Genomic DNA, 25,601 nt, shown 5'->3' on the forward strand with positions numbered 1-25,601 from the left:
GATACCTGGGTTTTCTTTAGTTTTGGCCTCTAATATCTAATTCTGTTTAAGTTCAAACTTTTGGTTAAAAAATGAACGATGGGACGGTTAGGTCCCATCGTTCTTTCGCACTGTAAATTACAGCGCTCAAAGGCTCACTTAGCGAAAGCGATATGAGCCACTTAGGAAAACGCGAGGTCCAAGCAAGTCATAGACAGATGGGAATGTATTAGCCTGCTCTTGCTGACCACCCAATGCCGTTGGCTCCGTATCGAGAACATTCTTGATTCCGAAATTAACTTTAAAGTCATCACTGAACCTATACGACGCACTCAGATCTAAGTAGAACTCATCGTCAATTTCAGGCACAACCAGGGTGTTTGGATCAATATTGTTGTTTTCTATACGATCATCATCAACAGAACTCAGGTAACGTAAAAGTGAAGAGACACTCCAAGGTCCAGAAGACCATGTAACACGCGAATTGAACACCAATTCACTCTGAGCTGTTCCACATGTATTGCCGAAATTTCCAGCGCATTCGTTCACCGTGTCTAATTCGGCTACAGGAGTCAAATCAGACTCTAGGAGATACGTAGAGCGAAATGACCAAGAAAGAGTAGAACCTTCTCCATTTATGCCCCAATCGTAGTTTTGAGCATAATTGACATTAAAATCTATTCCAGAAGTGCTTATATCTGAGATATTTTCGTTTAGTACACTCACAATATTTACATTACCGTCGCCAGTTCGCGTAATCGCCTGACAAAAGGCAGATGATGCGTCTTGAACTTGGTTGTAACAGATATCAAGTACGTTATTTACGCTACCACCAAGCACACTAATTGCATCTTCAATTTCTATCTTGTAATAGTCTAGAGTGATATCCCAGTTTTCGTTAGGCTGAAATACCATACCTACCGTAAACGTATCGGAGCTCTCTTCTATTAACTGTGAATTTCCACCGAATCTACCCTCAATCTGGGCGTTGGATTGCGTGAAGTTTCCAACCAGCGCAGCTGGCACTCCGGTCGCAGCACATAAAGCAGCATCAGTTGTACCTGGATTGAAGCCACCAACCGAACACGGGTCAGTCGCGCTTGGAAAACCATTGCTGGAACCAAGAAACAACTCGTTTACATTTGGCGCACGAACCGCCTGCTGGTAGCCAATGCGGAAATCCAGCTTATCGGTGGGCTTGAATTTAAGAGCTGTCGCGAAAGAGCCCACACCACCAATAGTAGAATAGTCTGAGTAACGACCCGCTCCCCACATCTCAAACTGATCAGTGATAGGTACCGATATCTCAGTAAAGAGCTCAGTCACATCAAATCCACCTTTCGTGGATTGCCCTGCATTAAAGCCAAGAACATCGCCACTTGAGAGAAACGCATCAGGTCGAAACTCAGACTCATCTTCTCGATACTCCGCACCAACCACCAATCCAACAGGTGCTGATGCAGATCCAACGGTTCCTAACGTACCAGACACCGACGCCTGCAATACTTGTTGTTGAATATTAGTTACGTTGGTGGCACCCACCTTAATGAAGTTAGCAGCGGCTTCTGAAATATTTCCCGCACCGAAAACATTAAGAGGCACGCACCCTCCCGAAGGATTCTGACAAGCGGTTCCATCATCTGTTACCAGAATAGCTTGGCGAAACCGTGATGCCGCAGCATCATTATTCAATACGTTTATACGATCCAGCTCTGATCGGCTATAGAAAGCGTCGTACGACCAGTTTTCGCTAAGATCGCCTTTTAAACCAACCAAGATGCGGTTACCAGTACGAGTATCCATATTTTGTCGAGGCCCATTCTCAACTAATCGACGTCTAACACGAGAAACTGTTACGTTGTCTTCGCCATTAACAACGCCATCGCCATTGGTATCCGTACGGATTGTATTAAGTGCCTGTTGAACCGCCGGTGAGAAAAACGCACTATCAGGATTCAACACTACATTTGTCGGACCAGCCGGTGTTGGCGCTAATTCAGCATCAACTTGATTACGTGCAAAGGCTACCTCTGAATACGCGCGCATTTTCTCATTGATATCGAAGTGCGCCATCCCACTAATCAAGAAACGCTCTTGGGGAAGTTGTAGAAAATTATCAGGTGCGTAGTTAAATCTATCCGCGTTCGTAAACCCGCGAGCATCCCCGCCATCTAAGAAGAAACCTAAAGTATCGCCATTAGGTAGAGTTGGACCGCCTTCAATCAGACCAGAAGGAACTGTGATCGAACCGCCTGGCACCAAGCCAGTGTTTGTTCCGTTTTCTCGTAAAGCGACGTTTGAAAAATCGCGATCACCTTGAAACACAGAATCCCTGCGTGAATAAGAGGTGTAGACAACAGCATTACCACGACCATTATCGAAATTGCCACCCATGGTCAAATCTAAATTAAATTTTTCACCGTCGCCTTCTTCTGTCACGTCATAAAGCGTCGATACCTCAACACCCTCAAAATCATCGACTAGCTGAAAGTTAACAACGCCCGCCAACGCATCCGAGCCATATACTGCGGAAGCACCACCAGTCGTGATATCAACCTGTTTGATCAACGTACCCGGAATGGTATTTAAGTCAACCACACCAGTCTGTGTAGACGGCATATAACGTCTGCCATTGACCAACACTAAGGTTCTGGCAGTTCCAAGGCCACGCAAATCCACGCGCGCTGTACCATCACCTGGATTATTTGAACTTGGCCCGAAAGACGGAAGCGTCTGTGGAAGCTCAGCTAGTTTTTGCTCAATATTTAGGTTACCTGAGATCGTAAACTCTTCTGCATCAACGACAGCCACTGGGCTAACCGCAGATAAGTCTGGGCGCTTAATACGTGAACCGGTAACAATCACTTCGTCTAACTCTTGAACTGCATCAGTTTGTGCATACGCTACACTACTGAATCCTGCTGACATAGCGGTGGCTGACACCACGGCTAGTGCAATAGCGCTTTTTCTCAACGCAAATTTTTCTTTTTTTATACTCATACCACTCTTCCTCTAAGTTTAATAATAGGGGTTGTTGTGATACAGAACGCGCTACAAATCCCGCCTACCGCTAAGATCTGAATAAATAGTAAATAAATGTAGTAGGCTTATCGCTTCTCAAGGCGATCAATTTCTAGCAATTCTGACACGGTGATAACCATCGTCGGAATCGTGACAATGGACATCTTGAGGCGACTATGCGTAGATGTAACGTAAGAGACAATAGCCAAGGTTTGAGGGACATCATCGATGGTGTGAAATATCCGCCTCGAGGTGTGAAATCATTGGTAGATTAAGACAATGCTTTGATACGGTAGACCCTAATGAGAAATCTTAAAGTAACCTTCTTTGTTGTACTGTTTTGGCTCGGCTTTGGGCTTGCCTATATGTGGAGCCTTTACTACGACTCCACGCGCTGGAATATCGGCCCGATTGTTTCTAATGGCTTGATCCTTACAACCTGCGTGGTGTATCTGTCATGGTCGGCCCTAACCATTATTCAGTACAAACTACTAAAACAACCTGTGGTCAAAGGCCAGGTATGGCGCTGCATCCTTATTTTGGTTGTGAGCCTTATAATTTGGCAGCCCTTAATCGCAATTTTAGACACCAGTCTAAGCAGTCTGGGCTACGGACAACCATTTCCTGCGCTAGCGGATTCGCTGAGCAAAGTAATAATGGTGAACGTGTTTTTAAACGTTTATCTTCAGATTTTCGTGTTTATCGCCTGTGGATGCTTCATCTATTACCAACACTTACAGTCGATGAAACTTATATCCTCTGAACTTGAAAGCAAAAATGCAAAGGCGCAACTGAACATAGCCAACGTAAAAATGCAGGCTCTGCAATCGCAACTGAGCCCACACTTTCTATTTAACTGCCTCAACGCAATAAGTAGCCTTGCACGAAACGACGAAAAGGCGAAATTAATCGACGCCACAGCCAGGCTGGGCGAATTATTACGATTCGCCATTCAAGCGAGCCAGCACTCAGTCATTACGCTTAGTGAAGAAATTGAGTTCACTGAATACTATGTTAATTTGCAACAATTGAGATTTGGTGATCAGTATGAATTTGAAATAGTCACAAAAAATATTTCAGATACGTCAGAATGCCCCCCGTTTGTATTGCAAGCACTCGTCGAAAACGCATTCACCCACGCCGTGGAAAGTGCGCAAGAAAGAGTTTCAATTGTTGCGGAAATATCATCCGATAATGGAGAGCTTTTTGTTTCGGTTAAAAACAGCGTTGACCAAAACCAAACCGTCGACGAAGGGCATAGCGGTATGGGCTTAGCGCTACGAAACCTTGAAGAACGATTACAAATTTTGTTTGAAAAAAATTACACCATCAATCACAACCTAAACGAAAAACACTATATCGCCAGCGTGCGACTCCCTACCACGGACACCCTTTCATATGCCAATTAAGAAGTACACGGCCGTCATCGTTGACGATGAAGCACTTGCGCGCGCGAATATCCGCGCAGCATTGTCTCAATTTCCCAATTGGGAAGTTGCCTCTGAGCTCGGCTCAGGGGAACAGCTAACTCAAGTAATCAGCAGCCTAAAGCCGGACGTTATCTTTCTCGACATCCGAATTCCCAAAGAGAACGGAATTGAAATTGCTGAACGCCTAAACAGAGAAAACGTTGAGTCCCTCATCATTTTCGTCACAGCGTATGACGATTATGCCGTAGAAGCGTTTGAATTGTTTGCTCTAGACTATCTGTTAAAGCCTTTTGATGACAATAGAATGAAGCAGACGCTCGAGCGTGCAGAAGAGCGACTCAATAATCCTCCCGCGGCTCTTCAGCTGAGCGAACTCAAACAACACATAAGTGGCGATAAGAGCACAATCGATAAGTTGATTATTCGATCAGTCGGCTCTCTGAGGATAGTGCCACTTGAAGATATTTTTTGGCTTGGATCGAGCGGCAACTACGTCGAAGTACACCACCGACATGGCATGCACTTACATCGAGTTAACCTCTCGTACTTAGAAAGCAAACTAGACCCTGATGTCTTTTGTAGAACTCACCGCTCAGCCATTGTCAGGCTATCTGAAGCAAGAGAATTCAAAGCCCTACCGGATGACAAATACTGTCTGATTCTGACTGATGGCACGACCGTCAAGGTAAGCAAGAGCCACAAAGATGAGCTACTTGATAAACTAGGAGCAGCCTAAGGGGGCCTTGAAGTGCAACTGGAATAATCATTAAGCGCAAGAGCCTCATCGTTGCACGTAAAACACGATGAGGCCTTCAACCAAACGAAGAACTAAACGGTAAATTTGCTTTTCGGTGGCAGATTACTTTCGAATACTTCGGTTTCCTACCCAATCTCCGTTTTAAGCAAAATCGAATAAAATTCTGAAAAGCTCCCAAAAAGGTGCAACAAAGTTGGACGGAAATCCATCGTATATGTGGTATTTTCGAGGAGTTTTGAAGCGGTTCCACTCTTAAAGCTCAATCTGGGACTGTATCAGCGATCTACCAATGCAGGTTTTAGAGCGACTCGTGAACAGAACCTTTATAAACCTTGGCTTTAAAATAAAATTCTAATAAATAGGTAAACCTATGAATCAAACCAATACCAACCCATTGAATACCGCATTCTTTGGGCACCCCAAAGGGCTGCAAACTCTTTTCTTTACCGAAATGTGGGAACGCATGAGCTACTACGGTATGCGCGTGTTACTTGTTCTTTATATGACCGCCTCAATGCAAGAAGGTGGCTTACAAATTACCGTAGCCGCAGCCGGCGCAATTTACGGGCTTTACACCGGTTCAGTCTATTTCATGGGCCTGCCAGGCGGTTGGATAGCTGACAGGTTAATTGGTGGGCAGAAAGCCATCTGGTATGGCGGCATCATCATTATGATAGGCCATATTATCCTGGCCATTCCAGTCGAAGGTACCTTTTTTATTGGTCTGATCTTTGTGGTCCTTGGTACTGGACTATTGAAACCAAACATCAGCGCTGTTGTTGGCCAACTTTATTCCTTAGAGGATAAACGGCGCGATGCTGGATACGCCATATACTACATGGGTATTAACCTAGGCTCGTTCATCGGCTACATCGTATGCGGATACCTATCGACAGCATATGGCTGGCATTGGGCGTTTGGTGCAGCGGCTATTGGTATGGGTATCGGACTCATCCAATATCGGAAAACCATCAATAATTTAGAAGGAGTAAGTGCGGAACCGGTGGTTAGACTTTCTAGCTCAGCGGACCGCAACAGTCGCCTCGCTATTGGCGCATTCCTCGTCGTCCTGGCGCTTGTTACTTGGCTGATGATTTCGGGCAAACTTGTTTTTAACCCAGTCACGCTAGCCGAAAGTGTGGCTGTTATTTTTACCTCGGTGTTCTTCTTGTACTTTGGCGCTATCTTTTTTCTGGGCAAGCTTAACGCCATTGAAAAGCGCGGCATGCTCGCACTGTTGCTAGTGTGTGTTGCATCAGCGTGTTTTTGGTCAGGCTTCGAACAAGCCGGCTCAAGCCTCAACTTGTTTGCACAAGACTATACAGACCGCATGATTGGCGATTTCGAAATACCAACGGGTTGGTTTGGTTCGGCAAACGCCCTGTTCATTGTACTTCTAACTCCGTTCTTCGCTGCGCTCTGGATTAATCTGGGTAAACGAATGGTAACCCCTGCGTATGGCATAAAATGTGCCGTGGGACTGATCATTATGGCCAGCGGATTTATCGTAATGTACTTTGCGGCTCAAATTGCGGCAAGCGGGCTCAAAGCAGCTCCATTCTGGTTAATCATGGTTTACTTTCTTCATACCGTTGGTGAGCTTTGCCTAAGCCCAATGGCACTGAGCGCGGTGAGCAAACTGTCTCCACGCAGGTTTATCGGCCAAATGATGGGAGTGTTCGTTTTAACGTATTCAATCGGTAACATTATCGCCGGATTGTTGGCTGGCAGCTTTGACCCTAGCAACGTTGCTGAAATGCCAAACCTTTATCTTCAAATCGCCACCTTCAGCATAGGCATAGGCGCTGTCATTATTCTTTTCGCCATGTTCACTAAGAAATGGGAAAAAGAGATTGAAGAACTTGAAGCTTAGACTTTTGATGAGAATATAAAACGGATAACGTAATGAATTTAAAGAAATATTCGCTTGTCCTCGCAGCTGGGTTGGCTTTAGCCAGCTCAGTTGGGACCGTAAGCGCTGCTAAAAAAGAAACCGCGAAAGAGTTTGTTGAGCGAATTCAGCAAGAAACCATAGAAATCAGCAAAGAAATAGAGGCTGCCTATTGGGTTCGTTCAACCTACATAACCAGCGATACGGCTGTACTAGCGGCAAAGGCTGGAGAGCGTGCGTTGGCTTTCGAAGCGTCGGTCGTGGAGCAAGCGAAAAAATACAAAGACGCCAAAACTGATCCAGAGACTGCTCGTGCTATTGAGTTGATGTTAAGAGGGTCTTCTGCGCCCGCTCCTACCGACCCCAAGCTTCAAGCTGAACTCGCTCAGGTGTTGACCGATATGGAAGGTCATTACGGTTCAGGAAAATATTGCAATGAAAAAGGCGAATGTCGCGAGTTACAAGAACTTGAATCCGTCCTTGCAAACTCAAGAAACTACGACGAGTTACTTGACGTTTGGCAAGGTTGGCGTACAGTGTCCCCTGTTTATCGAAAAACCTATCAACGATTTGTTGAGTTGGGCAACCAAGGTGCTAAAGACTCAGGATTCATAGATCTGGCTGATGCTTGGAAGTCTAACTATGACATGACTTCTGAAGAGTTTACTACGGAAGCCAGTCGCCTATGGGGGCAGGTAAAACCGTTCTATAACGAACTTCAATGCCATGTTAGAGCCAAGCTAAGCGAAGAATACGGTGAAGATAAGGTTCCTCTAGACCAGCCTATTCCAGCACACTTACTGGGCAATATGTGGTCACAGACTTGGGATAATATCTACCCAATCATGGAACCACACAAGGGTGTGGCTTCGCTGGATGTCACCGCTGCTTTAAAAGCACAAGGTTATGACGAAAAAAGAATGACCGAAACGGCGGAAGCGTTCTTCACGTCACTAGGTCTACCATCTCTACCAGAGAGCTTTTATAAAAACTCATTAATCAAAAAACCAGCCGACCGCAACGTGGTATGCCACGCCAGCGCATGGGACCTGGACAACGGTAATGACCCTCGCATCAAACAGTGCGTGGAAATAAACGAAGAACAACTCGGCACCTTGCATCATGAGTTAGGGCACATTTATTACTACCTGATGTACAAGGACCAAAGCCCAGTGTTCAAGGGTGGTGCGCATGACGGCTTTCATGAAGCCATTGGTGACACGATACAGCTTTCTATGACGCCTGGTTACTTAAAGAAAAAAGGACTTGTCAGCGAAGTTGTTGAAAGCCCTGAAGCCACTTTGAATAAGCAAATGAAATTAGCTCTGGAGAAAATCGCCTTCCTTCCTTTTGGGAAAATGATCGATGAATGGCGCTGGAAAGTGTTTTCAGGAGAAATTGCACCAGAAGATTACAATAAAGGCTGGTGGGATTTACGCACGGAGTACCAAGGCATTAGAGCTCCTATTGAGCGCACCGAAGAGCATTTCGATGCGGGCGCAAAATATCACATTCCAGGCAACACGCCTTACACTCGCTACTTCTTGTCTTTCATTATGCAGTTTCAGTTCCATAAAGCATTGTGCGGCAAGGCTGGCTTTGAAGGACCGTTGCACGAGTGCTCAATTTATGACAATAAAGACGCAGGTAAAGCGTTAGGTGATATGTTGGCGCTAGGTCAAAGCAAACCTTGGCCCGATGCCATGGAAGCCTTGACCGGTCAACGGCAAATGGACGCCAGCGCCATTATCGATTATTTTGCTCCGCTAAACAGCTGGCTAAAAGAGCAAAACAAAGATCGGCAATGCGGTTGGTAGCAATTCAGTTAAAAGGCAAGCTCAGTTGGGCTTGCCTTTTTGTTTCTCGAATACGATGAACTTCGTTCTCGTACTTAGGTTAATTCTTTAGAGTAACGACACAGGCCGTCACTCGCACAACTTAATCAAAGCATCATGACCATTATCTCAGCAGCGCTGCTTTTATTCTTAGTAATGGACCCGTTGGGTAATATTCCATTATTTTTGACTGCACTCAAAAATGTCGCCCCAGAAAGGCGGACCAAGGTAATTCTACGCGAGTTGCTAATAGCACTATTAGTCATGGTTATCTTTCTGTTTTCAGGCCAAGCGTTTCTTTCTGCATTGCACATTTCGGAACCGGCATTAACGGCAACCGGGGGCGTAATTCTATTTTTAATCGCATTAAAAATGATCTTTCCACCCGACAGTCATGGACCACATAAAAACGAAGAAGAGCCCTTTATCGTTCCACTAGCAATCCCCTATATTGCTGGCCCGTCAGCACTGGCTACGCTGTTGCTTATCATGAATGGCGAACCAGAACGGTGGGCCGATTGGCTGATCGCGTTGTTTGCAGCATGGATAGTCAGCGGTGTTATTTTATTACTGGCCGGCCCGTTAGCCAAGGTATTGCGAAACAGAGGGTTGATCGCCATTGAACGGCTAATGGGTATGATCCTAATTGCCATTTCCATACAAATGCTACTTAATGGTATTCAAGAATTTGCTCTGGAACTGCACACTGCGCTACTACAAAACTCCAATTAATACTCAAAAAGGCCCTGCTAACATAAATTAGCAGGGCCTTTTCCAATTTCACTATAGACCACTAAGCTTTAGCGTCGTTTTTCGAATCACCAGTCTCAAGCTTATCTTCTGCGTCTTGGCCTAAATCAGACTCAGGCTCTTTTTTAACGCTAGAGCCCTCATTAGACGTTGTGGGGCCTCTTTCTTCAGACGCCTGTTCCGACCTATTTGTTTCATCAACGGTTTCAGGTTCTTGGGGCTCTTGCTTGTCTTGAGAAGGCGTCTCTGCTTGTGATTCAATTTGTTTTGGCGCCGCAATGTCTCCTTCGCCCAGGGTCGCAGCCGCACTGTCTGGACGGCATAAGCTGGTGGCACCGACGGAAAGATGCGCATAAAGATCCTGATATTGATCAGTCATGTTCTTGAACTTTTTGGATGTCTCTTCAAAGTGAGCTTCCACGTCGTTTTTATAGTCATCAAAATCTTGTTTAATGCTGGCAGGAGAAGCCGAGCCACTCTTTAGCTTGTTAAAAACTAACATCGCCAAGACCCCAACCAAAAGCCCGACGCCAAAAGCAACAAAAATGTGTAATAGATCCAATTCCATGAGTTTCTCTAAAAGTAATAGATATAAGGCATATTGTAACGTAGAAGTATCGTCGGCAATCGTAAACAAGTGATTAATGTTTAGTCACAGACGGTGGTATTTTGCACAGAAGACTTGCCCTTTATCAGAGCAAGCTGTTAGTTTTAAAGAATGGTCAGTATTGGGGTAAGTAAAAATATTGTTTTCCAGCGTTAAACAGCAAGATAAAGTCTGCTTGCAAAGCCTATAAGTAGTGCTCAGGCCGCTGAAAAATCACCCCTACGAAAAAAATCGAGCTCTGGATTTAGGCAGAAGCTCTAATACAGAAAATTAAGCAGGTTATAAATTATGGTATTTGCACGTCCGGTTACGAGGAAAATTCGCCTTAGCACGCTATCGCTTACTGTCGGTGCTTCGTTGCTGTGTACAATGGCAGCCTTACCTATTGCCCAAGCTGACGTTAAAGAAGTCCCTGAATCCGAGCTCACCATGACCAAGGATTTGAGTTTTGATATTCATAAAACCCTCTTTACCTTGCGCTATCGTCATTACTCACCTAAAAGCTTAGACGATGATTATTCATCGCGGATTTTTGACGGGTATTTGAAGGTACTCGATCCCAATAAGATTTATTTTACAAAAGAAGATATAGACGGGTTCGAGAAATACCGAAATAAGATAGATGACTTTTTAATCCGCCGTGATGCCGAAGTGGCATTCGAAATCTTTAAGGTCTTTCGTAAACGTCTGGACGACCGGACCAAAGCAGTCAGAACGTTAATAGAAAGCGACTTCGACTTTACGATCAACGAAAAACTAAACATTGATCGAGACTCGTTTGAGTGGAAAACACCGAAACAAATAGACGATGAATGGCGAAAGCGTATCAAAAACGATACCTTACAGCAGACCATGGCTAAAACGCCTATTACAGAAATTCGCGAGAATCTACTCAGGCGGTATGATCGACAACGTGATGTGATATTTCAACTTAAGGGCGAAGAAGTGTTTGAATGGTTCATGAATTCCTACACGACGGAACATGGGCCACACACTACGTATATGTCTCACGTAACGGCTGAAAACTTCAATATCAGTATTACGTTATCTCTACAGGGCATCGGAGCCGCGCTAAATACGGACGAAGACTACACTGTGGTAAACCGTATTATTAAAGGCGGCCCAGCCGAAAAAAGTGGTTCGATAAAGGCTGAAGATAAAATTGTTGCCGTGGGCCAAGAAAATGAAGAGATGATTAATGTCATCGGTTGGCGACTTAACGATGTCGTTCAAATGATACGTGGCGACAAAGGCACTAAGGTTCGGCTAGACGTACTAACAGGTGATTCTGCGCCGGGATCTCCGCCTGAGCGAATAGAACTGGTAAGAGACATCATTCAATTGGAAGACCAAGCAGCTAAACTTTCTTATCTGGATGTACCAGAAGGCCAAGGAAGCTCAAAATACGGAGTTATTAGCATTCCAAGCTTCTATTCCAATGTAAGACAGGCTCGCCGAGGAAATGGAAAACTCGTTGCCACGACTCGAGACGTCAAGAAGTTAATAAAAGAAGCCCAGGACAACGGCGTAGAAGGCTTAGCTCTGGACTTAAGGGGCAACGGAGGAGGCTTGCTGCATGAGGCCATATCTCTAACAGGCTTATTTATTGACCAAGGGCCAGTCGTGCAAATAGTAGGCTCTCGCCCAAATCAACGCGCCGTTGAAAAAGACCTCGATAGCAGCATCGCCTATGATGGCCCATTAGTCGTACTAATTGACCGTTACAGTGCTTCAGCATCTGAGATTTTCGCTGGTGCAATGCAAGACTATGGCCGCGCACTGATCGTTGGCGAACGTTCGTTTGGCAAAGGGACCGTGCAAAGCCCAGAGCAACTTCGAGAAGGCGGTCGTAAAAGCACCATCAAGTATACTAACGCACAGTTTTTCAGAATAAGTGGCAGCAGTACTCAGCATAAAGGCGTCATCCCAGACCTTAAGTTAAACTCTGGCCGAGAAGACGACGAGTTTGGCGAAAGATCTTACGATAATGCGTTGCCCTGGACCGAAACACAAGCCGCTAATTACCGAGCCGGCTCACTGCCCATCGGGCTTGTATCATCGCTGTCCAGTAAACACCAAAACCGCTCTAATGTTTCTCCGGCGTTTGAATATTTAAGAAAGAGTTCAGATAGAATATTCCAAAACAAAGAGATAAAGTCTATCTCGCTCAACTTAGAAGTACGTCAGGCTGAGAGAGATAATCGTGAGCAAGCCGCGCTTTCAGATTTAAACACTTACCGAAAGTCGTTAGGTCTGGAGCCAGTAACTAGTGACACTCGTAAAGACAACCCGCTGCCAGACGAAGACGAACATTGGAATAAGGTCTTTCATCAAGAAGCGGCCGAAATTTTACATGACTACAATAAACACCAATCAGCGCTGGTAACAAAACTTACTAACAGCTAAAACAAACAATAAAAATATGATTAGCCGCAAAACGTTCAAAAAGCGTCAGCAGCTAAGCTCCTTGGCCGGTTTCATCGTTCTGATGGCCGGCCAAATTGCTTTTGCTGAGAATAACGCAATAAACTCACCTAACTTCGCCACCCAGCTTTCAAATGAAAATGTTGCAGCCCTTCAGCGTAAAGGTCCAGATGCTATAGGGGGAATTGGTGATTGGTTTATCACCAATGGCACTCTATGCGCCGTCATTTCAGACGTTGACCATGAGGGAGAGTTTTCAGTCAAAGGTGGTTCATTGATTGATCTTGGCTACTGTGGACAGGCAGACGATCACTTTACTTTTACCCATGATCTACTTAATGGAAGCCGAAGGCGTTCCTTAGACACAGAGAAAATATCCATCGCCCACATCAATGGCCAGCAGAGTATTGTGGTAGAGGCAAAATCCGATGGAGCAACCTTGAAAACCCGTTACTACTTTGAAGATGGCAAAGAAACCCAACTACAAATCCAAAAACGATACGACTACGCGCCTGGCGAATCGGTAAATTTTATATCCCCTCTAAATTTCAATTACCACTCTCTTGAACCATTCGTTTTTAGTTCCAGAAACACACTGGATAGCAATGGTTTTCAGAACCAAGACTTTGTAAAACGAGGCGTCAGCGCTATCGGTGATTCTGCTCGGTACGCTGACACCCTGATCACCATCAGCCCTCGCTCTGCCAACGTAGGGATTTCCTATGGCTGGAAAATGCTAACAGCGCAAAGAGTTGAAGATGCAAGCCGTGAAGATGTTCCATTTTTTATGCTAGCCGACACTGATGGAACAGCAATGATGGTGCTAACCGACACATTTTACATTGGCGATGGCACTAAAGTTGGCTGGTTTCAGCTCCCTCAAATACCCCTCTTAGAGTTAGACCAAGGGTCAGCGCTTGAAACTCACGAAGTCGTTTATGTCGGTAAACGTGGCGACGTCGCTTCAGTGACCGATCAAATGTTGAACACCTCGGCAACTGTAAGAGGAAAGATAAACTCACCCGACACGGCGATACACGTTATCCAATCAAACGGGGCTCCTTTAACACACGTCATACCAGAATCAGACGGCACGTTTAAGTTTAATGCTCCGCCTGGAAAATATTCTCTAAATGCTTTTGGCTATGGAGCTAGATCACTGAAGCACGATTTTGATGTCTCTACAGGGTCAGTCACTGAACTTGGTCAGCTCTCCCTTTCGAGTGCGGCAAAACTAAGTTTGCCTCAAGGCGAGGCTATGCGACTTGTTTTTGTCGGGCTAAATAATACGCCAAACCCCGATTTCGCCGGCTCACTCACCCAGTCATCAGTCGCATTCGACGATGAGATAAAAACGGCGCCCCCCATTTCCGCTGTCTTTTTGGCCGGTGTGGATGGAGACAAAAAGGCCGTGGACATCGCCGCAGGGACCTATCGTGTCTACGCCACTAAAGGTCCGGAGTTTTCATTAGAGCAGCAAGAAATCACACTCAGGCAAGGCGAAGCACAAACGCTCAATATCGACATTCCTCAAAGAGTACTGAGCACACCAGGCTATATCGCCAGTGATCTACACGTTCATTCGGGCCTGAGCTTCGACAACACGTTTGCGGAATCTGAACGAGTGAGAACGTTTACCGCCGAACACGGCGAAGTCATGGTCTCTAGCGAGCATGACTTACCAACCGACTACACCCCCTACATTGAAGATATGGGAGTTAAAGGAAAAATAGTTTCAATTTCAGGCGCTGAAGTCACCAGCACGTTACCAACAAGCCTGAATCCGTACACCGGAGGTCACATTAACTTTTTCCCTTATGAAGCCAAGCACCACCACTTCCGCAACGGTATGGTAAATCACGAAAATAAACGTCTTAGGGAAACGATGCACGCTATCCGTGAGGATCAGCCCGCTTCAGTTGTTCAGTTAAACCACCCTCGTTATGACTTACGGCTCAGTAGCAAAGACTTGCCTAGCGATTGGGAGGATATCGTGGACAACGGTAACTACCTAGATCACATGGGTTCAGCTGGACACCCTTACAACCCTTATCATGAACTATCAGCGGAGCACAATAATGTGTTGATAGAGCCACACCCACATACGGGCGTGAGGGACATTGATTTCGACCTGATTGAAGTGGTGAATCCCGGTGGAGGCAATCACTATGATCGACTTACAGCTGTGCGCAGAGATTGGTTGTCTTTTTTAAAGCAAGGCGAGTTGATCGTCGGCACCGCCAATAGTGATTCTCACAACGCGTTAGAACAGGTAGCAATTCCAAGAACAATGGTGGCTATGAGTGATGATCGCGTGTCTCACTTTAATCAAGAAGAATTCATCAACAACTTAAAAGCAGGCAAGGCCTACGGCACCACAGGCCCGATGCTTAATGTGTCTCTATTGGATGCCAAAATGGGAGATACGTTTTCTGGACGACGCGCACCACTGAAGGTATCTATAAGCAAGGCGCCCTGGATTAAACTAGACAGGCTGGAAATTCAGATAAATGGTAAAACCATCGACACTCATGCGCTCAACGACGAGTTAACTCAAGAGGTATTAATACCCCTTGAGTTCGATAGAGACTCTTTCGTTATGATCGAGGTGTTTGGACCACCCACGCCAGATTACGCCGCAGTCTACCCTGAAATCAGTCCCTACGCGTTTAGCAACCCGATCTTTGTTGATTTTGACCAAGACGGCAAGTGGCAAGCACCAGGGCTATAAAACCTCGCCATGGTCTGCGTATCGTTAGGTACGCAGCACGCCGCTAGCCCTGGGTAATTAGCCAGGGCTAGCAGCGGAACCGGCTAGCAGACCGCCATCAATATTTAGCTCCGCGCCGTTCATGTAAGCAGCTTCATCAGAGGCCAGCAACACCGCCACTGCAGCTACTTCTGCGCATTCACCGAACCGTTTCATCGGCGTATCTGATACCAACGCCCGCATGTTTTTCACTCGATCTTCTCCCTCTCCTAACATTGGCTCCCACATTGGCGTAAAAATTGCCGCCGGATGGATAGAGTTACAACGAATATTCAACCCTTGCTGCGCGCAATAAAGAGCAACTGTTTTTGTATGGTTCCTGACAGCGGATTTTGAAGAGGCATACGCCGCGGCTAACGGAATACCGACCATGCCTGATCGAGACGAGATGTTAACTATTGCGCCACTTGCCTTCGAACGCATGGTCCGGATTGCGTAACGACAACCTAAAAAGACGCCATCTAAGTTTGTTTCATGAACTGCTCGCCAATCGTCTAAAGTTGCGTTCTCCGGATCGTGAGCTCGAGTGCCATGCTCAAACCCCGTAATACCTGCATTATTGACCAACACGTCAATTTCTGGGTACTGTTTTTGGCAGTCGCTCCAAGCGGCTTCATGCCTCACATCAAGCGGCAACCATTCGCAACCCACCTCTCGAGCTAGCTTCTCAACACGTTGCGCATCGATATCCGTTGCAATGACCCGAGCACCTTGACGATGAAATTCAGCCACGATCTCTGCTCCAATACCCCTGGCAGCACCTGTTATCAAACATACTTTATCGCTCAAGCGCTTTGATTTTTCTCCTCTGACCATTCTATAAATTCTCCTGAGGTCTATCCGGTTAAGCTTCTAACAAATTAGTCCTTAGACCTATTAAGTCCTGAGGCGTTAGTTTTAAGATCGTTAACGCGTATTGCTCAAAATTTGAGTAAGTCTTATTCACATAGTCTAACAACGTGGTGATATAGCCAACATCAGCTTCAAACACGGGCTTCACCAACTCACGCGGGTACTGAGCCAATTTCTTTTGAAAGTCATCGTAATCATCGGCCCCAGTTGCGCCTCCGGCTACCCAGGTGTCAAACAATGTTGATACCTGACTTTGAGTTACCAAATAATCCTCAATGATGTCCTCGTCAGAGACACCCAGTAACCCTAAAATTATTGCCGCCGCAACACCAGTTCGATCTTTACCCGCCGCGCAATGAAACAACAAAGGAGACCGATGATCAATTAAGCGCAGCAACATTTCTCGATAAATGCCTCGATGAGAATACAGCTTTTTGGGGTAGTTCACTCGCATCGCTTCTCGTACCTGCTTAGAATCTCCAGACTCTAAGCTCTGTCGCCACGCTCGCTTAACCGTATGTTCTGCTCCATTTGACTCTTCATCTTTTTCAGATTGCCAAGAAATGAACTCAGCCACCGGAAAAGCCGAACGTACCGTTGGGTAGCGTTGCGTTTCATCATCAAAGCGGAGATCAACAACGGTTTTAATACCCAATGACATCATTGCTGACACACCGTCATCACTAATACGGTCAAGCTGTGCTGATCGATACATCTTCCCCCAAACGACAGGGCGTCGATCTAGGCCATAATAACCGCCAAGATCACGCAAGTTAATGATGCCTTCGATATTTAATAAACGTTTTTTCATTGGAATTGATTAAACCTATCCGTGCGGTCTGGCACAATAGCATATGCGAGTTACCGCCGCCTCATACGGTCCATTAGTTAACCTCATGATAATTACCAACAACAATGAGTGTTGGCCTCTAATATTTAAAGTGATGAACAATATTATTCAACGTACTCTGCGCTTACTTGTGGCGACAGCGCTGTTCGCTTGTTTCGCCGCACAAGCACAATTTTGGAAGAAACAAGCACAAACACTACTTCCGGATCACGAAGCCTTTATCGAAACCGCCTATGTCGAAGGGAACGAGATTAAGGTCGCTTGGCAAATAGCTGATGATTATTATATGTATCGCGACCAGTTCAACGCGATCCCAATCAGCCCTGGCCTTGAGTTTGGTGACGTCTCGTTCCCTCCTGGGGTGGTAGAAAATGACCCTGAATTTGGTGACGTCGTAGTCTATTTCAATCGCGTTGAGTATTCCTTACCCATAAAAAAATTAGCGGCTAACGTTAAAACGGGGGATGCTGAAATAGAATTTGAATTAAAGGCGCAAGGCTGTAACAAACCCGTTGGCGTTTGCTATGCCCCTCAAACACGACCTGTGAAACTGGTGGTTGACCCTAGCCTGTTTTCCTCATCAGAGCCGTCTGTAGATCCAGATAACGCGAAGCCCATACCTTCAATCACTGAAAAAGCCAAAGCCAAATCGTTTTGGAGTTATGTTTTTGCTGCCCTCGGTGCCGGGGTATTGCTTAGTTTCACGCCCTGCGTATTGCCAATGATACCCATTTTAGCGGGCATCATTGCTGGCCAAAATAAACCAAGCAAACTCCAATCCGGTTGGTTAGCGACCTGCTATGTATTAGGAACCATTGTTACTTACGCCATTGCTGGGTGGGTCGCTGGGGCTTCTGGAACACAACTACAAGCGCATTTTCAAAACCCGTGGGTAATCGGAATTATCTGCTTGTTCCTTGTTGTTCTGGCCACGTCTCTTTTTGGAGCATTTAAAATACAGTTACCAAGTTCGATTCAAACCAAGCTAAACACAACGTCGGTAAACAGTAAATCTGCCAGTATTTCTAGCTTCGGCTTAGGGTTGATTTCTGCCCTTGTCGTCGGTGCTTGCGTCTCGCCAATCCTTATCATTACCTTAGGTGCGGCCATACAGCAAGGCGACCCAGTATTAGGTAGTGCGATCATGAGTGCGATGGCTTTGGGCATGGGAAGCTTACTCATACTATTCGGTTTTGGCGCGGGTTGGTTGCTCCCTAGAACCGGAGCTTGGATGAACAACATTCAAGTTCTTTTTGGCTTCATGGTACTGGGAGTGGCGATTTTCATCGCCAGCGCGATCAACCAAGTGCCTACACTGTATTTATGGGCAGTATTGTTGCTTTGGAGTGGAAGCTACCTACTCAAATTCGCGTCCCAGCTGACTATTGATTTGCTCTCCTCATTAATTAAGGCTGGCGGATTAGGCGCTCTACTCTGGGGTGCAATGGCGTTGATTGGCGCAACTTCTGGCGGCAACGACATATTAAACCCATTAACGACGCTTAACATGAGCAACGGCCAGCTAAATATCAAAAATGATAAATTGCCGTTTAAAATTGTCACCAACGCCCAACAAGCGAAGGAAGAATTAGCCGCAGCCAGCTCATTAAATAAGCCTGTTCTCGTCGACTTTTATGCCGATTGGTGCTTGGACTGTAAAAGGATGGATAGAACCACCTACCTTAAACCGAGCGTTGCCGACGCTTTACAAGGGTGGTCTCTCATCAAGATTGATGTGACGAAAACGAATAAAGACAGTGAAGATGTTAAGCGCTATTTTGAGGTTTTTGGGCCACCTGCAACGCTTTTCTATAAAGGTAACGGCCAAGAGGAACAAAACCTGCGACAATACGGCTACCTAAATGAAACTGACTTTTTAAGTCTGGTAAATCAGGCATCCGACTAATTCAACTATTTATGTCAAATCCAAATAAAGTTCTACTCGTTGCAGTCGCCTTAGTCGCATTCCTAATTGGTGCTGCTCTGAATGCGGCCCGTGTTTCAGAAGTATCCTCAGCCAGTGAGTTACTCGACGCAAAACTGCTTACAGCCGACAACCAAAGCCAGACGGCCCGCCAACATCTAAAGAAGTACACTCTGATCAACTTTTGGGCTAGTTGGTGTGGCCCTTGTCGCCGCGAGATGCCCTTGTTTCAGGCTGTGTACAAGCAACGTCAGGCGGATGGGTTTCAAATAATCGGCGTCGCCGTCGACGACCCCAGCAAAACAACCGAAATGCTCGACTCGATGGGCATCACTTACCCAATACTTTACGCCGAACAAACTGGAATGAAGCTTATGGAGTTGTCGGGGAATGAGTTAGGGGCAATGCCATACTCTTTGTTAGTGGACAATAATGGCGTTGTTATTGATCAAAAACTAGGAGAAATACACGAACCTCAATTAATCGCCTGGTCGCAAGGGCGCGTCTATGAGGGCGAAAAATGACTTGGTCTCAAGTAACATTCGTCGTTAATTCATCCGAGGTAGATAAGCTTTCAAGTTTATTGGAAGCATTCTTAGCGTCAGCCGTAACCACTGAAAACGCAGGCGAAGACGAGTTCTATGAAGTCGCCTTCCCTGGAACCCCTGATTGGGAAAAAGTCAGTGTCACCGCATTGTTTGATGAACGCGTGGATTTAGACCCCATCATCGACTTCGTTAAAAACCAATATAAGGAAATGGAGATCCCGACCGAAGTTAAAAAACTGGTTGACCAGGACTGGGAACGAGTCTGGCTTAGTTCTTTCAAACCTATAGAGGTGGGATCAAACTTATGGGTTTGCCCAACTTGGTGCGAGCCCACGGCTCCCGACGCTCGCAATATTGTTTTAGACCCAGGCTTGGCTTTTGGCACTGGCACACACGCAACAACCCACCTGTGTTTACGTTGGCTAGCTGACCAAAAACTCAAAGATCAAAAAGTCTTAGATTACGGAAGCGGGTCGGGTATTTTAGCCATTGCCAGCTTACTTAGCGGCGCAATCCACGCGGATGCCGTCGATATAGACCCATTAGCCGTCAGCGCGTGCAATGAAAATGCAGGTCGCAATGGCGTTTCAAGTCAAATGCACGCCTACTTGCCGGCAGAGCTTCCCAGTGAAATTGACAAAAGCTATGACTTGGTAATCGCCAATATACTAGCGGAAGTCATCATCGAACTAAGAGATACTTTGATTAACCATATGAACGATGACGGCACGCTTTTGTTAACTGGCATCCTTGAAACGCAAGTTGAAAAGATCGAAACCCATTTTGGGGACACATTTAATTTCGAACACCATCAAAAGGATCAATGGGTACTCATCGTCGCTACAAAACGCTAACATAGTGCCACTATGGTAAAAATAGACTTAACATTCAGGTCTCTTACTAACAGTCATCACAAAACAACGACTAAATAAATGGCTTTTCACACTACTCAATGCCCTCATTGTTTTACTGATTACACGATCAGCGATGAGCAATATCGCACATCAGAAGGAATGGTGCGCTGTGGAACCTGTCGCGAACAGTTCAAAGCTCGCCTCATTGATAGCACGTTAGAAACGCCCAAGTTTGACCCTAGAGACACGTTTATAGAACCACTATCAGAGCCTCTCAAAGCGCGTGATGGCGGTGATATTGAGTTGAGTAAAGAGCCTGAGCCCTCGTACGTAAGCTACGAAAAACCCCTCGACGACACCGAGCAACCGTTCGAACTATTAAGCACTCATGAATTCGAATACACAGGTCCAAAGGAGTCTGTTCCAGAGGATGTGCTAGAAGAGTACGGCAATAGCCAGGAGCTATCGACATCAGAAATTCTGAACAACCTCAAAGCCAAGCAATCTAAGGATTCTACTTATGAGCCCGCCACGGACACGGCGAGTAACTCGATTGTTTCCAGCAATGTAAATGAGTCCATTACTCATGGACAGCTGGACTTAGAGCTGCCATTAGACAGTAAAAAAGCTGAGGCAACCCACGAACGAAGAGAGCCCGAATTAGAACAGAAAGACAACCGCTTGATTGATGAGGTTGACAAGCTGGTAGATGAAAAAATCATCCCGCCTACCGGCGCTAGACAGGCCCAGGTAACGACAACACAAGCAAACGAGCCTATAAAGAGAAGCATCAAACATACCCAGAAGAAGAAAAACCAGGATGATTTTTTTCTTCAACCTAGAAAGAAAGCAAACACCCAAAAACGCGGTGTCGGTTGGTGGCTAACCACTCTTTTTGGCATTGTTATAACTCTGATATTACTGATCAGCCTGATCTATCAGCTCTGGCTAAAGCAGTTAATTGACATGCCGACAGACCAAACTTGGTTCAACTCCGTACAAAAATCATTAAGCCCTATCAGCAACACACTCGACCGACTGGCTTCCGATAACGGAGTTACTCTTCCTCAGCGAAGAAACTTACGAAAGCTCGAGTTGGTTTCCGCAAAGACTCAACCTCACCCAACTCGCTCAACGACGATTTTATTGAAAGTAAGCCTGATTAATCATGCGGATATTTCACAGAGTCTCCCATGGTTAGAAATGTCACTAACTGACGCTGATGGACGACTCGTCGCTCGTCGTAATTTGTCACCCAAAAGCTATATTTACAATAATAAGACAAACTCCATAATTGGCTCTAATGAGTTAAAAAAGATCACGATAGAGTTGCTCTCATTTCCAAAATCAGCAACGGGTTACGAGATTAAGTTACTAGACAATTAGCATTCTTACTAAACATAACTGAAGTTCTGCGTTAAATTGATTAAAAAATACGCAATTTCTCAATCAGATATCTTTACGCTTTTTCGTCGCATAGGTATTATCCACGCCCCGCAATAGCAAACCTCTTTGGTAGATTCTCAGCGTAAGGCAATGCAAATTGGTCCATACATCTTAAGCAATCCCGTCATTGCGGCTCCAATGGCTGGCGTCACGGACAAGCCCTATCGGCAAGTTTGTCGAGAACACGGTGCAGGGTTGGTCGTCTCGGAAATGATCACAAGCCAAGCGCAACTCAGAGACACAACTAAGACAAAATACCGTTCCGACTTAACAGGAGAACCCAAACCTGTGATGGTTCAAATCGTTGGCACAGACCCTGAACAAATGGCGGAAGCCGCTATTTTTAATGTCTCTAATGGTGCCCAAATCATCGATATAAACATGGGATGTCCAGCCAAAAAGGTCTGCAAGAAAGCCGCCGGCTCAGCTCTGCTAGCAAACGAACCCCTAGTGTCTGAAATTTTAAGTACGGTTGTTCAGGCCGTTAATGTACCTGTGACCGTCAAGATTCGGACTGGAACCACACCGGATAGTAGAAACGCTGAAACCATTGCTTTAATTGCTCAAGATTGCGGTATCAGTGCGCTCTCAATTCATGGTCGTACTCGGGAATGTAAATTCCTCGGTCCGGTAGAATACGACTCGATCGCTTCCGTCAAACGGTCCATAGAGATACCTGTGATTGCAAACGGAGACATAGACTCTCCGGAAAAGGCAAAGCAAGTACTTGACCATACTGGAGCAGATGCCGTCATGATTGGTCGCGCAGCACAAGGACAACCTTGGCTGTTTAAGCAAGTTGCTGACTACCTGTTCTCTGGACACTACGACCCCATCCCCTGTTTAGAAGAACGCTACAACACCATCCTAGCTCATATTAAGTCCATTCATGATTTTTACGGAGAAGGCCTAGGTGTTCGGCTCGCTCGCAAACATATAAAATGGTATCTGTCTCACTGGGACACACCCATTTCTCAAGCACAGAGGCTGTCTATCAGTACGACAGATTCGATTGCTCAACAAGCCACCCTACTCGACGATTTTTTGAGTTCTACGTTTACCAAAGCCGCTTAACAAATAATAATGACTAAAAATGACCCTTTATCAGTGTGCATCACTCACGCTATGGAAAAGTATTTCGATGACCTTAATGGTCAAGAGCCGACGAACTTACATAACTTTTTCATAAATGAAGTGGAAAAACCCTTTTTGGAAGTAGTGATGCAACGGGTTAATGGCAACCAGACCAGAGCCGCGGATATTTTGGGTATCAATCGAAACACCCTTCGGAAAAAATTAAAAACTTACGATCTATGCTAGCGAATCAACATTCGCCGTTCTAATTAAGTGGATCACACTATTATCTCATAACGTTTTTTACGTTTACTACTTGGAAACTTTCCTGGAAATTACGATGACTGATTTTTCTTCGGACTCTCGCATTAAGCCCGCTCGCGCACTGATTAGTGTTTCAGATAAAACGGGAGTACTTGAATTTGCTCAAGCACTGCACGAACAAGGCGTTGAAATACTTTCAACCGGCGGTACCGCTAAGCTGCTATCAGAAAACAAGATAGATGTAACCGAAGTCTCTTCTTACACAGGGTTTCCAGAAATGATGGATGGCCGAGTAAAAACCTTACACCCCAAAGTTCACGGTGGAATTCTAGGCCGCCGTGGCACGGATGACCAAGTTATGGAAGAGCATGGCATTTCCCAAATTGATATGGTAGTAGTCAATCTATACCCATTTCAGCAAACGGTTGCCGACCCAAATTGTGATCTCCCAACGGCAATCGAGAACATCGACATTGGCGGCCCGACAATGGTGCGCTCGGCCGCTAAAAACCATAAGGACGTAGCGATCGTTGTCAATTCTAATGATTATTCATTCTTAATAGATGAGATAAAGCTAGGTGGCCTGACCTATGCAACGCGTTACTCGCTTGCCACAAAAGCATTCGAGCATACTGCTCAGTATGACGGTGCCATAGCAAACCATCTGGGTCGCATTCAAAATGATGGTTCAAAAGCTGACTTCGCCGCCACGTTTAACGTCCAGTTTAAACACCAACAAACCATGCGCTACGGTGAAAATCCACATCAGAAAGCAGCATTTTATGTAGAAGAAAATGCACCCGTTGGCATCTCCAGTGCTAAACAACTGCAGGGCAAAGAGCTTTCTTACAATAATATCGCTGACACAGACGCGGCACTGGAGTGTGTAAAACAATTTTCCGGGGCACCAGCCTGCGTAATTGTAAAACACGCGAACCCTTGTGGTGTGGCGGTCGCTCCAACGCTGCTGGAAGCGTATCAAAAAGCATTTTCTACTGACCCAGAATCTGCATTCGGTGGAATTATCGCGTTTAATCAAGAGCTTGATGCACAAACTGCCTCAGAGATCGTTGAAAAACAGTTCGTTGAAGTAATCATTGCCCCATCAATCTCAGACGGCGCTAAAGCAGCCGTTGCGAACAAAAAGAACGTGCGACTACTCGAATCAGGGCAGTGGAATGACACCTCCTTTAACGCGATTGAATACAAACGTGTGAATGGCGGGTTGCTGGTACAAGAAAACGACCTTGCACTTACCGACAAGCTCGACATTGTGACGGAAATAAAACCAACTGATCAACAAATGCATGATCTTCAATTCGCCTGGAAAGTCGCCAAGTTTGTTAAGTCTAACGCTATCATTTACGCCAATCAAAATAGGACTATTGGCGTCGGTGCGGGTCAAATGAGTCGAGTCAACTCCGCCCGCATTGCTGCAATCAAAGCTGAGCACGCTGAACTTGAAGTCAAGGGTTCGGTCATGGCATCGGATGCTTTTTTCCCATTCCGAGACGGCATAGACAACGCCGCCGCCGCTGGCATCAGTGCGGTCATCCAGCCTGGAGGATCAATGCGCGATCAAGAAGTAATCGATGCAGCCAATGAAGCCGGCATGGCAATGGTATTTACCGGCATGCGGCATTTCAGACATTAATTTTCAACAAACGGATTAAAAGAACAATAATGAAAACAATAAAAATCATCTGTGTTTTAGCATTACTTGCGAGCACCTCAGCGTGTGTGACTGGAACTCGTGAGATTAACCTAGAAACCCCTAATTCAACTTCATCCGTTTCGAAGGATGGATTAATTTACATTGCCAGTATTGAAGATAAAAGAGAGTTTGAACAAAAGCCTCGCAAACCCGAAATACCTTCCGTCAAAGGCAAGCTAGAAAGCAAAACAGCCACTGAACTAAGTACGTATATTGGTCGCCAAAGAAACGGTTATGGTGGTGCAATGGGCTCAGTCTCACTAAATGAGGGGTCTACTGTTCAAAGCGAAGTGAAAAAACTAATTAGTAGTGAGTTGGTGGCACGAGGCTATACGATTTCCGACACACCTGAGAACGCTAAGAGCCTAGATATCGATATTGAAAAATTTTGGGCATGGATGGTACCAGGCTTCATCTCCATTGGCTTTGAATCAGAACTATTACTGAAACTTGAATCACAAGGTAGCAGCAGCTCGGTACATGGCAAAGGCAACAATGAAGGCCAAGTGGCAAGCAATGCGAATTGGGCACTAACTTATAAACGAGCTTACGCAGACCTCTTAAGCAAGCTTGCTGTAGCTTTAGACGAAATTGGACTCTAAATAGCCGTG

At 45.6% G+C, this 25,601-nt stretch carries 19 protein-coding genes; 15 read left to right on the forward strand and 4 right to left on the reverse strand.

Going from position 1 to position 25,601, the window contains the following annotated elements; all coding sequences use genetic code 11:
* Positions 1-138 precede the first annotated feature (138 nt).
* Positions 139-2,979 (reverse strand): TonB-dependent receptor plug domain-containing protein, encoded by a 2,841-nt coding sequence (locus ABWW54_RS02335; RefSeq protein ID WP_353409703.1) that lies wholly within the window; start codon positions 2,977-2,979, stop codon positions 139-141.
* Between the two features lie 323 nt (positions 2,980-3,302).
* Here ABWW54_RS02335 and ABWW54_RS02340 point away from each other — a divergent pair, with 323 nt between their 5' ends.
* The 5 genes from ABWW54_RS02340 to ABWW54_RS02360 all read left to right on the forward strand — a co-directional run bounded on the left by ABWW54_RS02340 (position 3,303) and on the right by ABWW54_RS02360 (position 9,645).
* The gene (locus tag ABWW54_RS02340) at positions 3,303-4,409 is read left to right on the forward strand and encodes a sensor histidine kinase (protein ID WP_353409705.1); all 1,107 of its coding nucleotides are present in this window, start codon (positions 3,303-3,305) and stop codon (positions 4,407-4,409) included.
* Entirely contained in the window at positions 4,399-5,166 is a 768-nt protein-coding gene (locus tag ABWW54_RS02345; RefSeq protein WP_353409707.1) for a LytR/AlgR family response regulator transcription factor, read from the forward strand. Before ABWW54_RS02340 ends, ABWW54_RS02345 begins: the two co-directional genes overlap by 11 nt.
* Positions 5,167-5,557: 391 nt before the next feature.
* Positions 5,558-7,060, forward strand: coding sequence for a peptide MFS transporter (locus ABWW54_RS02350; protein WP_353409709.1), 1,503 nt, complete (start codon positions 5,558-5,560; stop codon positions 7,058-7,060).
* Between the two features lie 32 nt (positions 7,061-7,092).
* Complete coding sequence (locus ABWW54_RS02355) at positions 7,093-8,895, forward strand: M2 family metallopeptidase (protein WP_353409711.1); 1,803 nt, start codon at positions 7,093-7,095, stop codon at positions 8,893-8,895.
* A gap of 135 nt (positions 8,896-9,030) precedes the next feature.
* The gene (locus tag ABWW54_RS02360; RefSeq protein ID WP_353409713.1) at positions 9,031-9,645 is read left to right on the forward strand and encodes a MarC family protein; all 615 of its coding nucleotides are present in this window, start codon (positions 9,031-9,033) and stop codon (positions 9,643-9,645) included.
* 61 nt (positions 9,646-9,706) lie between these two features.
* On the opposite strand, the gene ABWW54_RS02365 is transcribed toward ABWW54_RS02360, so the two are convergent.
* Positions 9,707-10,231: a ZapG family protein gene (locus tag ABWW54_RS02365; RefSeq protein ID WP_353409715.1), complete on the reverse strand. Its 525-nt coding sequence runs from the start codon at positions 10,229-10,231 to the stop codon at positions 9,707-9,709.
* A 408-nt stretch (positions 10,232-10,639) separates the two neighbouring features.
* On the opposite strand from ABWW54_RS02365, the gene ABWW54_RS02370 reads away from it, so the two are divergent.
* Positions 10,640-12,676, forward strand: a complete 2,037-nt coding sequence (locus ABWW54_RS02370) for a carboxy terminal-processing peptidase (RefSeq protein ID WP_353409717.1) — start codon at positions 10,640-10,642, stop codon at positions 12,674-12,676.
* Positions 12,677-12,692: 16 nt separating this feature from the next.
* Positions 12,693-15,425 (forward strand): CehA/McbA family metallohydrolase, encoded by a 2,733-nt coding sequence (locus tag ABWW54_RS02375; RefSeq protein WP_353409719.1) that lies wholly within the window; start codon positions 12,693-12,695, stop codon positions 15,423-15,425.
* A 57-nt stretch (positions 15,426-15,482) separates the two neighbouring features.
* On the opposite strand, the gene ABWW54_RS02380 is transcribed toward ABWW54_RS02375, so the two are convergent.
* Positions 15,483-16,280, reverse strand: coding sequence for an SDR family oxidoreductase (locus ABWW54_RS02380; protein WP_353409721.1), 798 nt, complete (start codon positions 16,278-16,280; stop codon positions 15,483-15,485).
* A gap of 28 nt (positions 16,281-16,308) precedes the next feature.
* Positions 16,309-17,127 carry a tyrosine-protein phosphatase gene (locus ABWW54_RS02385; protein ID WP_353409723.1) on the reverse strand — a complete coding sequence of 273 codons (819 nt, stop codon included), beginning with the start codon at positions 17,125-17,127 and terminating at the stop codon, positions 16,309-16,311.
* Between the two features lie 133 nt (positions 17,128-17,260).
* Here ABWW54_RS02385 and dsbD point away from each other — a divergent pair, with 133 nt between their 5' ends.
* The 8 genes from dsbD to ABWW54_RS02425 all read left to right on the forward strand — a co-directional run bounded on the left by dsbD (position 17,261) and on the right by ABWW54_RS02425 (position 25,592).
* Positions 17,261-19,072, forward strand: coding sequence for a protein-disulfide reductase DsbD (gene dsbD / locus ABWW54_RS02390; RefSeq protein ID WP_353409725.1), 1,812 nt, complete (start codon positions 17,261-17,263; stop codon positions 19,070-19,072).
* A gap of 11 nt (positions 19,073-19,083) precedes the next feature.
* Positions 19,084-19,614 carry a TlpA disulfide reductase family protein gene (locus ABWW54_RS02395; RefSeq protein ID WP_353409727.1) on the forward strand — a complete coding sequence of 177 codons (531 nt, stop codon included), beginning with the start codon at positions 19,084-19,086 and terminating at the stop codon, positions 19,612-19,614.
* The gene (gene prmA / locus ABWW54_RS02400; protein WP_353409729.1) at positions 19,611-20,492 is read left to right on the forward strand and encodes a 50S ribosomal protein L11 methyltransferase; all 882 of its coding nucleotides are present in this window, start codon (positions 19,611-19,613) and stop codon (positions 20,490-20,492) included. Before ABWW54_RS02395 ends, prmA begins: the two co-directional genes overlap by 4 nt.
* Positions 20,493-20,570: 78 nt before the next feature.
* Positions 20,571-21,878, forward strand: a complete 1,308-nt coding sequence (locus ABWW54_RS02405) for a zinc-ribbon and DUF3426 domain-containing protein (RefSeq protein ID WP_353409731.1) — start codon at positions 20,571-20,573, stop codon at positions 21,876-21,878.
* A 150-nt stretch (positions 21,879-22,028) separates the two neighbouring features.
* Positions 22,029-23,012, forward strand: coding sequence for a tRNA dihydrouridine synthase DusB (dusB, locus tag ABWW54_RS02410; protein WP_353409733.1), 984 nt, complete (start codon positions 22,029-22,031; stop codon positions 23,010-23,012).
* Positions 23,013-23,021: 9 nt separating this feature from the next.
* Positions 23,022-23,258 carry a helix-turn-helix domain-containing protein gene (locus ABWW54_RS02415; RefSeq protein WP_353409735.1) on the forward strand — a complete coding sequence of 79 codons (237 nt, stop codon included), beginning with the start codon at positions 23,022-23,024 and terminating at the stop codon, positions 23,256-23,258.
* Between the two features lie 94 nt (positions 23,259-23,352).
* Entirely contained in the window at positions 23,353-24,930 is a 1,578-nt protein-coding gene (gene purH, locus ABWW54_RS02420) for a bifunctional phosphoribosylaminoimidazolecarboxamide formyltransferase/IMP cyclohydrolase (RefSeq protein WP_353409737.1), read from the forward strand.
* 29 nt (positions 24,931-24,959) lie between these two features.
* Complete coding sequence (locus ABWW54_RS02425) at positions 24,960-25,592, forward strand: YajG family lipoprotein (protein WP_353409739.1); 633 nt, start codon at positions 24,960-24,962, stop codon at positions 25,590-25,592.
* Positions 25,593-25,601 lie beyond the last annotated feature (9 nt).

It is taken from the genome of Arenicella sp. 4NH20-0111 (genome assembly GCF_040366405.1).
Taxonomy (GTDB): domain Bacteria; phylum Pseudomonadota; class Gammaproteobacteria; order Arenicellales; family Arenicellaceae; genus Arenicella.